The following is a 12,919-nucleotide window of genomic DNA, read 5'->3' as shown; positions in this document are numbered from 1 at the left end:
CCTGATCAACGTCCGATTCCCAGTTCCGCTGGCGGCGAAAATCGGACGCATTCTCACATGGCGCATTCCGCCCGACCACGCGACCATCAGCGGCACGCCCGAAGAACTCGCCATGCTCGCTCCCGAATCGGGCAGCGGCATCATGCAGGATCGGATGGCATGGCGGATACCAGGGTCGACGCGGTCGACCATCTCTATCCCTGTTGGCTCTATTTGGGCCGACGTGACCGAGAAGGCGACCCACCTTCGCCACGCGCGGTCCCACTGACCGCCCCTCCGATGGGTCCCAATCAGCATCCCCTACCTAGAGCGGGTTTAGGCGGCGGCGGGATTTCTGGCTGTGCAAGAAAATTCATGGGCGATTTCCTTCCGCGGAAAACGCCACACCCCTTGGATTGTTTACTATTGGTGAACAATGAAAAGGAAATCGTCAACAAATCAACAGTTGCACCCCCCTTCGTTGCCGAACGGCAACCCCCTTGAACCCTTGCTGCGCAAGGCATGGGAGGTGACGTCAACGGGTTGCCCAGCTTTTAGACCCACTATCTAGGCGAAGTCCGGGCCCTCCCACCCGCATGAGGGGTAGAGGGGCCGAGAAGTACCTTGACCGGGGGGGGCATAACAAAGGAGAAGCAATGACACCAGCATCGCCGCCCAGCGCGGCCACTAAACTAGTTCGCCGTCAATGTTGTCGAAGCGGAACCTACAGCTTCATCGAGCCACCAAACATTGAGCGGTCGATGTCGGCAAAATTCGGTCGCGAGCCATTGCCTGTAATTGAGGAACTGGACGAACCGCCGCCCGACGAGCGCACCGCCTGGCATGAGGCTGGCCACGCCGTGATAGGCCATGCACTCGGTTTTGCTATCGATATGGTGACCGTACGTGAGCCGGCGCGCGTTGTTTACTCTCCTAGCTACAACGCTTCCGCTCTCCACGAGATCGCCCGCAGCCACGCAGGTTCGGTCGGGGAGATGGCCCGACTCCGATGCTGGTCGAGTGGATGGCCGGAAGACGCAGACGAATATCTAGAACGTGTTCACGCTTTTCAATTTGGCGGCTGCGATGGCTGCCAGCAGGCCTTTGCCGCTTGGGCTGCGGTCGGCATCAATTCACCTATAGAAGAAGCCAGGAAAATATTGCGCGAAGGACAAGCCCTCGCGCTTCGTCTTGGCCAGTCGCGGCCTGTCTGGCTGGCCATTCGTGCGCTCGCAGCTGAGTTGATGCGCGAACACACGCTCAGCGGTAAACGCGCGCATTCGATCGCCGAACCTTTCGTAAAATTTGGAGAATTCAAGAATGTTGAAGCGCATTAAAAAGCTCCTCCTGACCGGCCATCTACCTACCATTGAGCAAATCGACCAGACCACCGCTTCGATCGACGTTCCTTCCCTCGAGGCCGCGCTTGCCGCTGCGCAAGAAAAGCGAGCGGCGCTCTTACTCGACGGCACGACTGACCAAATCCTCGCAGCAGAACGCGAGATCGATGAAGCGCGGATTGCACTGGAGCGCGCGCAGGTCGCTCTTGCGGAGTTAGATCGCCGGCGATCTGAAGCAGAAATTCGGGACCGAGAGGATGCGTTTCTCGCCCGCCGTGACGCCTGCGAAGCACGACGTGTCGCGCTGATTGAACGGTTGAACGGTGAGGTCGCGAAGGCGGCCCAGGCGGTCGAAGAGGCGTTTGAAGAAATGGCCGCGGTGGAAGCTGAAATTACAGAAATATCGCAGGCAGTTAGCAAAGAAGTCCTTGAAGGCAACCGCATCGAAACCGCGACAATTCCTGAAACGTTCCAGACGTGGTTGAGTGAGAATGAAGATTATCCAGGCTGGATGCGCTCTCATATTGAGCGGGTCATCCACCATAACCGGCGACATCTCCGGTTCTGGGAATAGTTACCGCCTGACACCACACCACAATCATTGCAGCCCGCCGCGTGCGGGTTTTTTTCATGGAGAAAACATGACATTTGTTCACGCCGCATTTTATGCGGCTGGTTTCACCGTGCGCATGCTCTGGCTTTGCGTCCTTCCGGTCATTGGCATTGCGGCCCTTTTGGGGGTGACGCTCGCATGACCCCGCTCACAATTTTCCAGCAGGCGGCGTCAATCATGGCGCCGACGACCGCAATGTGTGAGCGCGCGGAGTCGATTGTCGCGGCGCTCACACCTCCTGCCGCACTGACTGACTTCAACCGCCGCGTCGCCGAGATGGCTGACGCGCTGACATCCAAGAAGGATTGAACCCTTATGACCACTATCAAGCTTTCAAAGCCCGTAGAACACGCCGGCACGACCTACAGTGAGATCAGCGTTCGCGAGCCTGAAATGGGCGACTTCATGGCTGCGGACTTGGTTACTGGCGACCAGACAAAAGAAGCCGCAATATATGCTTCCATTGCGGGAATTCCGCTCCCGGCGATGAAGAAGTTGCGACCGCTGGACTACAAGGCCATCGTCGTTGCTGCGGATAAACTGGCGGGAAACGCCCTAGCGCCGGAGAGTGGCGACACCTCGCCGGCGTAATCGCCCACACTTTCTCGACCCCGATTTCTGAAGTGAAGCGCATGCACCCGGACGAGGCGCTGCGATGGTTTCATGAGGCGGTCGAGATCATCAAACTGACTCGGGGGGGCTGACGGCTCCCCATTTTTCTTGGGAGGGCGCATGGCGACCCTACAGTCACAACTCGTACTGTCTTTACGGGATCAGGTGTCGGGCCGTCTTGGCGCGATGTCAAAGCAACTCGGTATGTTCCAAAACCGGATGGGAGCCATGGTGCTCCCATTCCGCGGGATGATCGGGCAATTGGCGTTGCTGGGCGGCGGCTATCTTGGTGCAACGGCTGGGCTCAGCAGTACAATAGGTGCTGCCATCAAGTTCGAAGCGGCATTCAAGGACATAGTCAAGGTCGTCGATGCTAGCGATGAGCAGTTCGAAAACATGGCACGGACCATCAAGAAGATGTCCACTGAGTTGCCACTGACTGCTGTCGAAATTTCGCAGTTGTTCGCGGCAGCGGGCGAATCAGGGGTCGCTTTGGAGGAACTGAAATCCTTCTCCGAAATGGCTGCGCGCGTCGGCATCGCCTTCGATATGTCAGCGGGTGAGGCTGGCGATAGCCTTGCGAAATTGAAAGCGCAGCTGGGCCTCAGTGTTGAAGAGACTGGGCTGATGGCAGACGCCATCAACCATCTCAGCAACAGCATGGCTGCGAGAGCCCCGCAGATCACGCAGTACATGCTCCGCGTCGGCAAGTTCGCAGAGATGGGCGGCTTCCATCGCGACCAGGTTGCGGGCATCGGTGCCGCGATGATCGCGTCTGGTGCGCAGGCCGAGACCGCCGGCACCGCGATGATGAACGTCGTCAGAAAAATGACGACTGGTGATTTTGCGAAGAAGGACCAGCGAGAAGCGGCTGCGGCACTGGGGCTGCATTTGCCCACGCTCGCAAAGCAGATGAAAAAGGACGCCCCGAAGGCCCTTAAAACGGTCCTGAAGGCGATTGCGAAAGCTCCAGAGGAAAAGCAGATTGCGCTGCTGTCCAAGTTCTTTGGCGATGAAGCCCGCGCCTTTGCACCCTTGGTTGGCAACCTCGATCTGCTCGACAAGGCGCTCGATAGCGTTGCCGACCGCACGAAATACGCCGGATCAGCCTTCAGGGAATTCGTCGCACGAGCCGACACGGTCGAGAACGCGCTGAAGCTCCTGCGGAACCGTATTGCCTATCAGTTCGAGGGCATCGGCGCGAGGTGGCTACCAAGCATCAAGGAAGCCACGAGCGCGATCGGCGAAGTGTTGGATTCGCTCGGCGACCGCGTTTCGATCTTCGACAAGTTGGAGGTCGGCGCCAAAGGCTTCATGCAGGGCCTTGGCTACGACGGCTCCATCAAGAGTATGATTGCCGATCTTGGCGATCTGCTGTTTGGCAAGGTTGACCCGTCCGAAGGTGCTGATCGGCTCGGTCAGCTTTTCGTCAAGATGGAGCGATGGGGCAAGACGGTTCGCGAGTTCAACGATGCGGTCCGGGATAGTTCCGTTGCGCAGTTCCTAGGCGAGATTGCAGGGCAAGGGTTCAAACTATTTCTCGCGGCGGCAGGTTTTACAATGCTCGCCGGCGCACTGAGGAAGGTCGCGAAGGCGATGCTACTCCTATCAGGGGCGTCCGCTGCAATTGCCATCATCAAATCCCTCGCTGGCATCGGCGGGGCGATGCTAAAAATGCCCAGCCTGCCTGGCGGGGGTAAGGCGGGTAAGACTGGCAGCAATGCTCCAACCGGCAAAGGTGGGGCACCCGGCACGGGTGGTGTATTCGCGCTCTTACGACAGTTCGCAGCCCGTATTCCGCATCTTCTCGTAGCAGGTGGCACTGCCTACGGAGCGCATCGTTTCGTCAAGGAGACGACGCGGGACAACGCAGCCGGAGATGCGCAATCGGCAACTCATCGTCGTGCGGAGCGCGACAGCATGTCGGCATACGACCGCCAGCGTTCGGAAATCGAAGACATGCACGAGGACCGCAGAGGGGCGAAAGCCTTGCGGACCGGACAGGCGCAGCCGGCTGTAGGCTTCTGGAATGCGCCTGCGGGACAAGCGCTTAAAGGCGTTTGGGATAGCATAAAGGCGTGGGAATCAGGACTGGCAGACCGAACTGGTCTCAAGGTGAACACAGGACAGCCCGAAGACCTGCGCTCGGATCTCCATTCGCTTCGCGATGCCATCCACCAACCGTCCGGCACTCAAAAAGTTGAGGTGGTGAACCAACAGCCGCCAAACATCCATCTTGGCGGCATCACAGTCTACGCGACCACGAATGCGTCACCTCAGGACATCGCTACAGCGACCGCAGCGCGAGTTAGCGCAGCCCTAGAGTCGCAGTTCAGCAACGCGCACCTCGCTTAAAAAGGAAACAACATGCACCCAATCGTTGAAATGACGGTTGATGGTCAGCCAGTGGCCGGCGCGTTCTATGAGCGGCTGGTCAGCTTGACTGTCACCGATAAGGAGGGCGTGTCTTCTGACACGTTCTCGGCAGAGTTGAATGACGGCCCGCCTGACTTTCTGGCGTTGCCGCGCACTGGTGCCAGTGTCGAAATCCGGCTTGGCTACCGCGAGACTGGTGTTTCGTCGGTCGGCACCTTCACCGTCGATAAGGTGGATGCCAAGTGCCTGCCTTACGGCCTGACGATCTCCGGCAAAGCCGCCGACCTGCGCAACAGCAAGCTCAAGGAAACCCAAGAGCGGCATTGGGACAACAAAACATTAGGCGACATCGTCAAAGAAATCGCCGGTGACGTTGGCCTATCCGCGGTTGTCGATAGTGAAGTCGGATCTCACTTCTATGAGTGGATCGCACAGCAGGACGAGCCGCCAATCCAATTCTTGGAGCGGATGGCGAGCCGTCACGACGCGCTTTTCTCCATCAAGAACGGCAAGCTGATCTTCGCAAAAAAGCATGCAGGGAAGTCAGCCAGCGGTGCTTCGACGGGGGCTGTTGTTGTGACGCCTGACCGCATCATCCAGGGCACCTGCCAGTTCGAAGCTGCCGACCGGAGCAAATACAAGAAGGTGGTGGCCTACTACCATGATCGAGAGAAGGGCGAGCGTGTCGAGGTTGAGGCGGATGCAGATAGCGAGGGTGAGGCCGTCTTGCGGCTCACGGATCCACTGACAGATGAGGCTGAGGCAAAGAAGGCCGCCGAGTCGAAGGCGAATGATCTGGAGCGCGGCAAGGGTTCGGCATCCGTAACAGTCGTCGGCGACACTGGCATCATCGCTGGTGCGCCATTGTTGTTCGAAGGCGTGCGGCCTGGCCTCGATGGTGTTCCGTACGTCATCGACAGCGTGGAGCACAGCTACAGCAAGACGACTGGGTTCACGACCCACATTTCCGCCAAGCTGTACGACGGTAAGTCCGCGAGTAAGGGCAAAAACAAGGGCAGCGCTAGTGATCCTGCCTCCGGCGACGCTAGTGGTGCTAACGCTGACAAGAAGGCGCCCGACGCACCGGCTGGCACGCCGGCCACACCCAAAGAGTGGATCGGCAATCGTCGCACGTGGATGATCGACCACTCGTAGTGCAACTGCGTCGGAACAATCACAGACATTCAGTGTTCGAAGGCCGTTGGTAGTGCCCCCTCATCGCTGCTGACAGCGTCACCTGACGGGCGGCTCTGCCTTATGGGCAGGGCCGCTTCTGTTAGTGAACTACTTTTAATCTACCCACTAACGTCGAACTCAACCGCATGACCTTGCTTGACAGCATTGGTTGCAGCGATACGGATAAGTTCTTCATCGCACCATCCGCATTCTGGTATTCTAGCTCGAATGGATCGGAGCGCTTGGTGCATCGATACTGGCCGAAACCTCGCATGGGACCGCGCGTAGGCTTGAGCGGCTAGCTCCACAGCGCGCGTTTGGGAATGGGAAATAGGCATTTTAGGCCTCCTTTCCTGACAGGCAGCATCCCGCGCCTTAAAGGGATGACGCTACGGAAGTCTCGCACTGATTAGGGACAATTGCGAGTCGATTTGTCGAAATGGCCTACAGGTCACTCTTCCTTTTCAGGAACCGAAAGGATGAAAATGATCGAAGAAAAGAGACGGCCAACGCCGTTTGATCCCAATGAAGAAATTTGGATCAAGAACATGCAGATCGTGAATCACGTGCGCTCGGACGGCTGGCAAATTCACGCCATCTTTAACACGGAGCGGTGGGGCGGCTGGCCGTGCCAGCTGACCTCCCACGTGGATGGCGGCGGATACATCGTGAAGGCCATGTGGTGCCCGAACGAACGCGGCATCTGCTCCTTCACCGATCTTAACGAACAAATCACAGAAGCGGCTGCTTCAGCTTATGATGATGCCATGATCGAGGTATTCGGCGAGGATTGGTTCAAGATCGAGGACGGCAGGACCCGCGTTATGGAGTGGAAGAGCCGGAAGGCCGAGTAGGGAGTGGCGGGCGCAAAGCCGATACTATCGGATCGATGTCATGGGCCCCTATAGTCCGATGTAGCGACTGGACCGCCGCAAGAACCCTTTCCTGTTCGGTTCTATCCTCAGATGCGCTGTCCAAAAAAGCCAAGCTCAGATCGAGCGCAGTGTCGATAGCAGTCCTTGCTTCCGTAGAACTGGCTCGAAGAAGGCGCTTAATTTTATCGGCACTTTCTTTGACGGTCGAGATCGGTTCAAAACCAGCACGAAGCGTCCCGTCTATTGCATTGCGCCAATAAGCCAAGTGTAATTCGATATCGTGATCTTTTATCATCTGGTCCCCTTCCATGTTCCCCGCGCCGATGATCGCAGGGATGGTAGGGGAGTCAATCTCTCGCCGCCGTTCTACGCATCCACCAGCATCAGCACCTGCCAGCCCGCAGGCGTGATCCGCATCCATCGCGGACCCGTCTCGTCGCCCTGCCATTCAGCCCAGCCTCGAATGCCGAGGCGGCGGCATACGTCGACCATATGCCCCGGCATGTCGTTGTAACCACGAGGCCCGCCCGCCAGGAACCGTAGCGCGGCGATCTGCGGCTGGGTCAAGCGCAGGACAGGCTTCTTGGAGAAGTAGCCGTTGGCTCGGACCTGCTCGCCGAGTTCAGTCAGCATGACGGCAAGCTTTCGGCGCCGGGGATTTGTGCGCACGATGCCGAGCTTGTCGAGTTCCTGCCAAACCACGACCTCGCGATACTCCATGTCGTCCAGCAGTACGCCGTTCTCGGCCCCGTCGAGTCGGTCGACGAGCGAGATCTGGCTGGGCGTCAGTTTGTATATGAGGATGGGCTTGGCGGGCATGGGTGGTGCTTTAGCCAGGCTTCGATTTATCTGCCACAAGCTCGCCGACGTGCCCAATTGTAACCTGCGAAAACCGGGCAATGAACTGCAGATCAGCGAACGGCCGAGGCGTTGGATCGCGGCGACCTACCTCACGATAGTCCAATGTGTCGGAACGATCGCCGACCTTCCACTCAATGCGTGCAACCGGGCGTGGACCATAGATTGATACATCGACCGACCCATGTTCAGGATTTGCGTAGGAGTCTCTATCTGCGGGCAGCGCCTCCAAAAGCGCAGCCAGGGCATCCCCGAATGTTCTGCCCCGGATGACATCCCTGCCGTCGTCATCGAACACCATCGGGTCACGGGCTTTAAGCTCCGCATATTCCTGGACGGTCTTCACGCTGTCCTTCACGTTGCGGCTGCCCGCGACAGCAATCAGCAGATTGGCCGCGTCCTGATAGGTGACCTGCGCAGCAGCGCGCCCTCTACCTCCCACGGTTCTTAGGCCGGCGACGGATAGATTGCGGTCATGCTGAACTACTGTCCCTTCTGGGACGCCGGTCAGCTCCGCAACTTTTGCGACTAGTTCCTTAGGTGTGGCCATTGGTAGCTCTGATCGTTCGTACTGCTTGCGATTATGCAGTCACGGTTAGCGCCGTTCGAAAGACTGCCTCTGTCGTATAGGTCATATTTTCTTTTGCGTAAAACGCAAATGAAGGTTGACACTAAGAAAAGTGCGCCTATATTCCGTATTGTGCAAAACGCAATTGAATGCACCGCCAACAAGAGGAGACCCAAAATGACCGATATCGACAGCATGAAAGAGGACGACTACATCGCGGGGCTAGCGCTTGTTTACGCCATTGCCCAGACACAGAGTTTGCCTCTTTCGACTGAGGAGCACTACAGAATGATGCGCATGTGCTCACTCGCGCGAAGCACATTCGAGCCTGCCGACCTTGCCGGGGTTGTGGCGCAGGTAGAGTATCACACCAGTCTGGCCGTAGACATGAACTTTCCGGAAGGGGAGGATGCGACGGCTGAGGACGAGATATACGAGAATGACTATGAGTGCGAGGCGGTTCTGATCCGCTCCCGTCGGGCGGCGTATATCAAGGACGCAGTTGCCAAATTCACGAAACCCGGCATCAAGAAGCGCGCATCATCCAAGGACATCACCGATGCTGCGATCACACGGGCCAGAGTAGCTCAGCAATAACAACCGGCGCGCACAATCCGCCGACCACCATTCATCAGATTGAGGAGAGCCCCCATGACCGCAGCATCGCTTGCGGCAGCCGCCGAAGGTTTGCCTAGATTGACGGACGTGCAGAAGATCAACCGCGCCGTTGGAGGGATTTATGAACTGATCAATCGCCACGGACTTCCAGACGCCTCTTGCGACGTTCTGATGGATGCTGTGACGCGGCTAGAAGACGAGTTGATTGAAGCACCAATCGTCGACCCTGAAGACATTTCGGAAAAGTTCCGTTTCTTTGCCGACAAGATCGACCGGGCGTGCGGTGGTGTCGACTACGACGAGCGAGATTGTCTCGGAGTCTTCATCCAGCAGCTTGAGGCATTCCGTCGCGCAGAGGCCCGCCAGCATATCGGTTGCGACTGCCCGGTCTGGGGAGCAGCGGCATGACCATCCAAGCAATGGCCGCACAGCGGCAGGCAATCTACGAGCTTTTCGATACCGATATTACGGACGATGACGGCGACGTGGCGACGATGGAACTAGCCCGTCTCAATCGAGCCATCCTTGTGACACCGGCTGCATGTGCCGAGGACGTCACTACAAAGATGCGCGTATGGGGCGACATCATGCAGGATTACGGCGACGGGATCGTCGACGGGCAGGCCGAGCTATGGGCCAGCCTTACGGCTGACGTCGCGTCCTTTGCGAAAGCCGCCTAACGAATACGGGGCTGTATCGGTCCGGTCTTCTAAGCCGGAAACCGTAACTGGACAGATGTGCGTTCGAGCCGCACCAGCCTCACCAAATCAAACCGGCCACTACCAGCGCTTAACAAGCGATGGCCGCAGTAGCGCCGAGGCGCTCACCTGCTCGCCGTTGTCTCCTCTCCGGCGGGCGGGTTCTCTTACAACGGGAGGAACAATGAAAGCAGATAATGACAATATTGACCCACATGCACCGCTTCGCCTGAAGGATGCTGTAGCTATTGCCTTCCCTTATGGTGGCATGTCTGTTTCGGGATTACGTCGCGAAGCCTTCCGTGGTCGTCTGGTTATGATGCGGATTGCGGGGAAAGACTTCACTACCCTAGCGTACATAGAGGAGATGAAATCGCGATGTCTCGTGCTAGAAAGCCTGCCCGCCTCTGGTTGCGGCCAGCCAGTAAAGACAGAGAAGCGGTCTGGATCATCCTCGACGGTGGAAAGCAATTCGGCACTGGCTGCAGCGAACATGATCGTGGAGCGGCTGAGCAAAAGCTCGCGGAGCACATCGCCAAGCGCTTCCTTGAGAAGCCACTAGAGAAGCATAGGCCCGCATCAGAAGTCAGCGTGGCCGAGGTGATAGCTCACTATCTCCTCGTGAAGGAGGACGTAGCCAGAAGGCCAAAAGAACTGGCGGCGCGAGCTAAACAGCTGCTGGCGTTTTGGGGCGACAAGACCCTGGACGACATAACAACGCGAACCTGCACAGAGTATGTGAGGGAACGCGGTGCACAATTCGCGGCACGCCGTGAGTTGGAAGATTTGCGTGCTGCCTGTCGAATGGCGATCGCGGATAACATTACCAGGCACGCCGTAACCGTGACGCTACCACCCAAGCCAAAAGGCCGAACGAAGCATCTAGAGCGTGATGCTATGGCCAAGTTGATTTGGGCAGCTTACCGCAAGAAGGAGGTCCAACGGGGCGTGCCAACGAAGAAGAAGGCGACGCTTCACGTTGCCCGCTTTCTTATTGCGGCGCTGTACACCGGAAGTCGATCTAGCCGAATTTGGCAAGCGTCTTTCGTAAAGGAGAAAGACAGGCCGTTCATTGATCTAGAGAACGGTGTCTTCTACCGCCTTCCAGAGATCGAAAAGGAGGCTGCCAATAAGAAATCGCCACCGATCCGCTTGCCGGATCGGCTTCTAGCTCACATGAGGCGCTGGCATCGAAATGGCGCGAGGTACGTGGTCGAATATCAGGGCAGGGCGGCTGACCCCAAGAAGGCTTTTCGCAAGCTTGCTAACGATGTTCTAGGCGATGAGGCAACCGAGGTTGTACGCCACACGATGAGGCACACGGCAGCGACATGGCTGATGCAGGGTGGTGTCGATCCTTGGGAGGCTTCCGGTTACCTCGGTATGACCAGGGAGATGCTGGAAAAGACGTATGGCCATCACCATCCGAACTTTCAACGCCAGGTGGGAGCTGCGTTTACATCAGGAAAGGCAGGGCGAAATCAGCCATGATGCTCAATCATTGCCGTATTCGTTGCCGTAGATTTCGGGAGGCGCTGCTAAGCCTTTGTTTTTACTGGTCGGAGTGGCAGGATTTGAACCTGCGACCCCCTCGTCCCGAACGAGGTGCGCTACCAGGCTGCGCTACACTCCGTGGCCAGTGGCCGGGCTTATAGCGCCCCCCTTCGTGCGCTGCAAGCCCGGCCGGAAGAGTTTTTGCAATTTTTAGTAAGGGCTCTCCACATCGCCGGTTTCAACGTAAACCGACTTGATCTGGGAGTAGTGATCGAGTGCCGCCAGGGAATTTTCGCGGCCGATGCCAGATTGCTTGAAGCCGCCGAAGGGAAGCTCTGCCGGAGCAAGATTGTAATGGTTGATCCAGCAGCTGCCCGCCTTGATATCGGCAATCACGCGGTGGGCACGCGGCAGATCACGTGTAAACACGCCAGCGGAGAGGCCGAATTCGGTGTCGTTTGCGCGCTCGATTACTTCGTCTTCTTTGGAGAAGGTCAGTACGCTCATGACCGGGCCGAATATTTCTTCACGCGCGATCCGCATGTCATCTTTGACACCCGTAAAGATTGTCGGCTCGACGAAGAAGCCGTTTTCGAAGCCTTGGAGGCGTGGGATGCCGCCGCCGTGGTGAAGGGTCGCGCCTTCGGCCTTGCCGATCTCGATGTAGCCGGTGACCTTCTCATGCTGCGCCTTGTTGATGAGGGGGCCCATCTGCGTCTGCGGATCGAGCGGATCGCCGATTCGGATCTTCGCGGTGCGAGCGGTGAGGCGCTCGATGAAACGCTCATAGATGCCGTTCTGGACAAAGACGCGGGTTCCGTTCGAGCAGACCTGGCCGGTCGAGTAGAAATTCGCGAGCATGGCGCCGCCAACTGCGTTCTCGACATCCGCGTCGTCGAAGATGATCAGCGGCGACTTGCCTCCGAGCTCCATCGTCGCGTGCTTCATCAGGGAGCCGGCTATGCCAAGCACCTTGCGGCCGGTGGGCACGGAGCCAGTCAGAGAGACCTTGGCGACCGTCGGATGGCTGATGAGCGCGCCGCCGACATCGCCGTACCCTTGCACGACGTTGAACAAGCCATTCGGCAGGCCGGCCTCAATGTACAGTTCGGCTAGGGCCAGCGCGGTAAGGGGAGTGTTCTCCGACGGCTTAAACACCATGGCATTGCCCATGGCGAGGGCAGGGGCTGATTTCCACGCTGCGCCCTGGATCGGGTAGTTCCATGCGCCGATGCCAACGCAGACGCCCAGTGGTTCACGACGCGTATAGGCAAACGGCCCGCCAAAATCGACGTAATGGCCGTGGTGGCCAGCGACCACGCCGCCGAGAAACTCCAATGCCTCGGCTGCGGAAGCAGGGTCGGCGACGGTGGTCTCCTGGATGGGCTTGCCGGTGTCGAGCGTCTCGAGGTGGGAAATTTCCTCATTGCGCTCGCGCAGGAGGTCAGCAGCGCGTCGCAAGATGCGGCCACGATCTGCAGGGCGCATGCGGGCCCATTCGAGTTGTGCCTCTGCGGCGGCGGAGATGGCCTGTTCGATGATATGCGGCGTCGCGGCGTGGAGACGGGCGATCACCTCGCCTGTAGCCGGATAGATGACGTCAAGCGGCGTGCCCTGATCATCCTCAACGTAGCGGCCATTAATGTAATGCGATGCTTTGGGCTGGGCGCGCATGAACGTGTTCCTCTTCAATTGGCTGATCCTAGCCGAAA

16 protein-coding genes and 2 tRNA genes are annotated in these 12,919 nt (G+C 58.1%); 14 read left to right on the top strand and 4 right to left on the bottom strand.

The genetic code is table 11. From position 1 onward, the window contains the following. The 8 genes from IOD40_RS09050 to IOD40_RS09015 form a co-directional block, all read left to right on the top strand. Positions 1–268 (top strand): hypothetical protein (locus IOD40_RS09050; protein ID WP_198476195.1); only part of this gene is annotated, 268 nt, incomplete at its 5' end. Positions 269–740: 472 nt separating this feature from the next. Then, positions 741–1,316: a hypothetical protein gene (locus IOD40_RS09045; RefSeq protein WP_198476194.1), complete on the top strand. Its 576-nt coding sequence runs from the start codon at positions 741–743 to the stop codon at positions 1,314–1,316. After that, positions 1,300–1,893, top strand: a complete 594-nt coding sequence (locus IOD40_RS09040; RefSeq protein ID WP_198476193.1) for a hypothetical protein — start codon at positions 1,300–1,302, stop codon at positions 1,891–1,893. The genes IOD40_RS09045 and IOD40_RS09040 overlap by 17 nt, the downstream gene beginning before the upstream one ends. Positions 1,894–2,070: 177 nt before the next feature. Next, positions 2,071–2,241, top strand: coding sequence for a hypothetical protein (locus IOD40_RS09035; RefSeq protein ID WP_198476192.1), 171 nt, complete (start codon positions 2,071–2,073; stop codon positions 2,239–2,241). 6 nt (positions 2,242–2,247) lie between these two features. Next, positions 2,248–2,523, top strand: coding sequence for a phage tail assembly protein (locus IOD40_RS09030; RefSeq protein ID WP_198476191.1), 276 nt, complete (start codon positions 2,248–2,250; stop codon positions 2,521–2,523). A gap of 141 nt (positions 2,524–2,664) precedes the next feature. Beyond that, positions 2,665–4,899, top strand: a complete 2,235-nt coding sequence (locus IOD40_RS09025) for a phage tail tape measure protein (RefSeq protein ID WP_198476190.1) — start codon at positions 2,665–2,667, stop codon at positions 4,897–4,899. 12 nt (positions 4,900–4,911) lie between these two features. After that, on the top strand, positions 4,912–6,075 hold the full coding sequence (locus IOD40_RS09020) for a phage late control D family protein (protein ID WP_198476189.1): 1,164 nt from the start codon (positions 4,912–4,914) through the stop codon (positions 6,073–6,075). Positions 6,076–6,581: 506 nt separating this feature from the next. Beyond that, positions 6,582–6,950: a hypothetical protein gene (locus IOD40_RS09015; protein ID WP_198476188.1), complete on the top strand. Its 369-nt coding sequence runs from the start codon at positions 6,582–6,584 to the stop codon at positions 6,948–6,950. A gap of 387 nt (positions 6,951–7,337) precedes the next feature. Here the strand turns inward: IOD40_RS09015 and IOD40_RS09010 are convergent, their stop codons facing one another. Beyond that, the gene (locus IOD40_RS09010) at positions 7,338–7,790 is read right to left on the bottom strand and encodes a hypothetical protein (protein WP_198476187.1); all 453 of its coding nucleotides are present in this window, start codon (positions 7,788–7,790) and stop codon (positions 7,338–7,340) included. Between the two features lie 10 nt (positions 7,791–7,800). Then, the gene (locus IOD40_RS09005; protein ID WP_198476186.1) at positions 7,801–8,379 is read right to left on the bottom strand and encodes a hypothetical protein; all 579 of its coding nucleotides are present in this window, start codon (positions 8,377–8,379) and stop codon (positions 7,801–7,803) included. A 195-nt stretch (positions 8,380–8,574) separates the two neighbouring features. On the opposite strand from IOD40_RS09005, the gene IOD40_RS09000 reads away from it, so the two are divergent. The 6 genes from IOD40_RS09000 (at position 8,575) to IOD40_RS08975 (ending at position 11,204) form a co-directional block, all read left to right on the top strand. Continuing rightward, positions 8,575–8,994, top strand: a complete 420-nt coding sequence (locus IOD40_RS09000) for a hypothetical protein (RefSeq protein ID WP_198476185.1) — start codon at positions 8,575–8,577, stop codon at positions 8,992–8,994. 54 nt (positions 8,995–9,048) lie between these two features. After that, the gene (locus IOD40_RS08995; RefSeq protein WP_198476184.1) at positions 9,049–9,423 is read left to right on the top strand and encodes a hypothetical protein; all 375 of its coding nucleotides are present in this window, start codon (positions 9,049–9,051) and stop codon (positions 9,421–9,423) included. Then, the gene (locus IOD40_RS08990; protein ID WP_198476183.1) at positions 9,420–9,695 is read left to right on the top strand and encodes a hypothetical protein; all 276 of its coding nucleotides are present in this window, start codon (positions 9,420–9,422) and stop codon (positions 9,693–9,695) included. The genes IOD40_RS08995 and IOD40_RS08990 overlap by 4 nt, the downstream gene beginning before the upstream one ends. 7 nt (positions 9,696–9,702) lie before the next feature. Further along, a tRNA-OTHER gene (locus IOD40_RS08985) sits at positions 9,703–9,780 on the top strand. Between the two features lie 117 nt (positions 9,781–9,897). Next, positions 9,898–10,275 carry an excisionase gene (locus IOD40_RS08980; protein WP_198476182.1) on the top strand — a complete coding sequence of 126 codons (378 nt, stop codon included), beginning with the start codon at positions 9,898–9,900 and terminating at the stop codon, positions 10,273–10,275. A gap of 335 nt (positions 10,276–10,610) precedes the next feature. Next, positions 10,611–11,204, top strand: coding sequence for a site-specific integrase (locus tag IOD40_RS08975; RefSeq protein WP_233713906.1), 594 nt, complete (start codon positions 10,611–10,613; stop codon positions 11,202–11,204). 65 nt (positions 11,205–11,269) lie between these two features. Here the strand turns inward: IOD40_RS08975 and IOD40_RS08970 are convergent. Both IOD40_RS08970 and betB read right to left on the bottom strand, forming a co-directional pair. Next, positions 11,270–11,346, bottom strand: a tRNA-Pro gene (locus tag IOD40_RS08970). Positions 11,347–11,417: 71 nt separating this feature from the next. Then, complete coding sequence (betB, locus tag IOD40_RS08965; protein ID WP_198476181.1) at positions 11,418–12,881, bottom strand: betaine-aldehyde dehydrogenase; 1,464 nt, start codon at positions 12,879–12,881, stop codon at positions 11,418–11,420. Positions 12,882–12,919: the final 38 nt, after the last annotated feature.

Origin of the sequence: Aquamicrobium zhengzhouense, from assembly GCF_016124105.1 — a bacterium.
Lineage (GTDB): Bacteria > Pseudomonadota > Alphaproteobacteria > Rhizobiales > Rhizobiaceae > Aerobium > Aerobium zhengzhouense.
Note: the sequence above shows the minus strand (reverse complement) of the source record. Positions and strands in the feature narration are given on the sequence as shown.

What these genes read in the sequence shown, in the direction of transcription:
- IOD40_RS08975 (WP_233713906.1), top strand. Translation starts at nt 10,611, where the DNA reads ATGGCCAAGTTGATTTGGGCAGCTTACCGCAAGAAGGAGGTCCAACGG.
- IOD40_RS09015 (WP_198476188.1), top strand. Translation starts at nt 6,582, where the DNA reads ATGATCGAAGAAAAGAGACGGCCAACGCCGTTTGATCCCAATGAAGAA.
- IOD40_RS09040 (WP_198476193.1), top strand. Translation starts at nt 1,300, where the DNA reads ATGTTGAAGCGCATTAAAAAGCTCCTCCTGACCGGCCATCTACCTACC.
- IOD40_RS09035 (WP_198476192.1), top strand. Translation starts at nt 2,071, where the DNA reads ATGACCCCGCTCACAATTTTCCAGCAGGCGGCGTCAATCATGGCGCCG.
- IOD40_RS09030 (WP_198476191.1), top strand. Translation starts at nt 2,248, where the DNA reads ATGACCACTATCAAGCTTTCAAAGCCCGTAGAACACGCCGGCACGACC.
- IOD40_RS09045 (WP_198476194.1), top strand. Translation starts at nt 741, where the DNA reads ATGTCGGCAAAATTCGGTCGCGAGCCATTGCCTGTAATTGAGGAACTG.
- IOD40_RS09010 (WP_198476187.1), bottom strand. Translation starts at nt 7,790, where the DNA reads ATGCCCGCCAAGCCCATCCTCATATACAAACTGACGCCCAGCCAGATC.
- IOD40_RS09025 (WP_198476190.1), top strand. Translation starts at nt 2,665, where the DNA reads ATGGCGACCCTACAGTCACAACTCGTACTGTCTTTACGGGATCAGGTG.
- IOD40_RS08995 (WP_198476184.1), top strand. Translation starts at nt 9,049, where the DNA reads ATGACCGCAGCATCGCTTGCGGCAGCCGCCGAAGGTTTGCCTAGATTG.
- IOD40_RS08990 (WP_198476183.1), top strand. Translation starts at nt 9,420, where the DNA reads ATGACCATCCAAGCAATGGCCGCACAGCGGCAGGCAATCTACGAGCTT.
- betB (WP_198476181.1), bottom strand. Translation starts at nt 12,881, where the DNA reads ATGCGCGCCCAGCCCAAAGCATCGCATTACATTAATGGCCGCTACGTT.
- IOD40_RS09005 (WP_198476186.1), bottom strand. Translation starts at nt 8,379, where the DNA reads ATGGCCACACCTAAGGAACTAGTCGCAAAAGTTGCGGAGCTGACCGGC.
- IOD40_RS09000 (WP_198476185.1), top strand. Translation starts at nt 8,575, where the DNA reads ATGACCGATATCGACAGCATGAAAGAGGACGACTACATCGCGGGGCTA.
- IOD40_RS08980 (WP_198476182.1), top strand. Translation starts at nt 9,898, where the DNA reads ATGAAAGCAGATAATGACAATATTGACCCACATGCACCGCTTCGCCTG.
- IOD40_RS09020 (WP_198476189.1), top strand. Translation starts at nt 4,912, where the DNA reads ATGCACCCAATCGTTGAAATGACGGTTGATGGTCAGCCAGTGGCCGGC.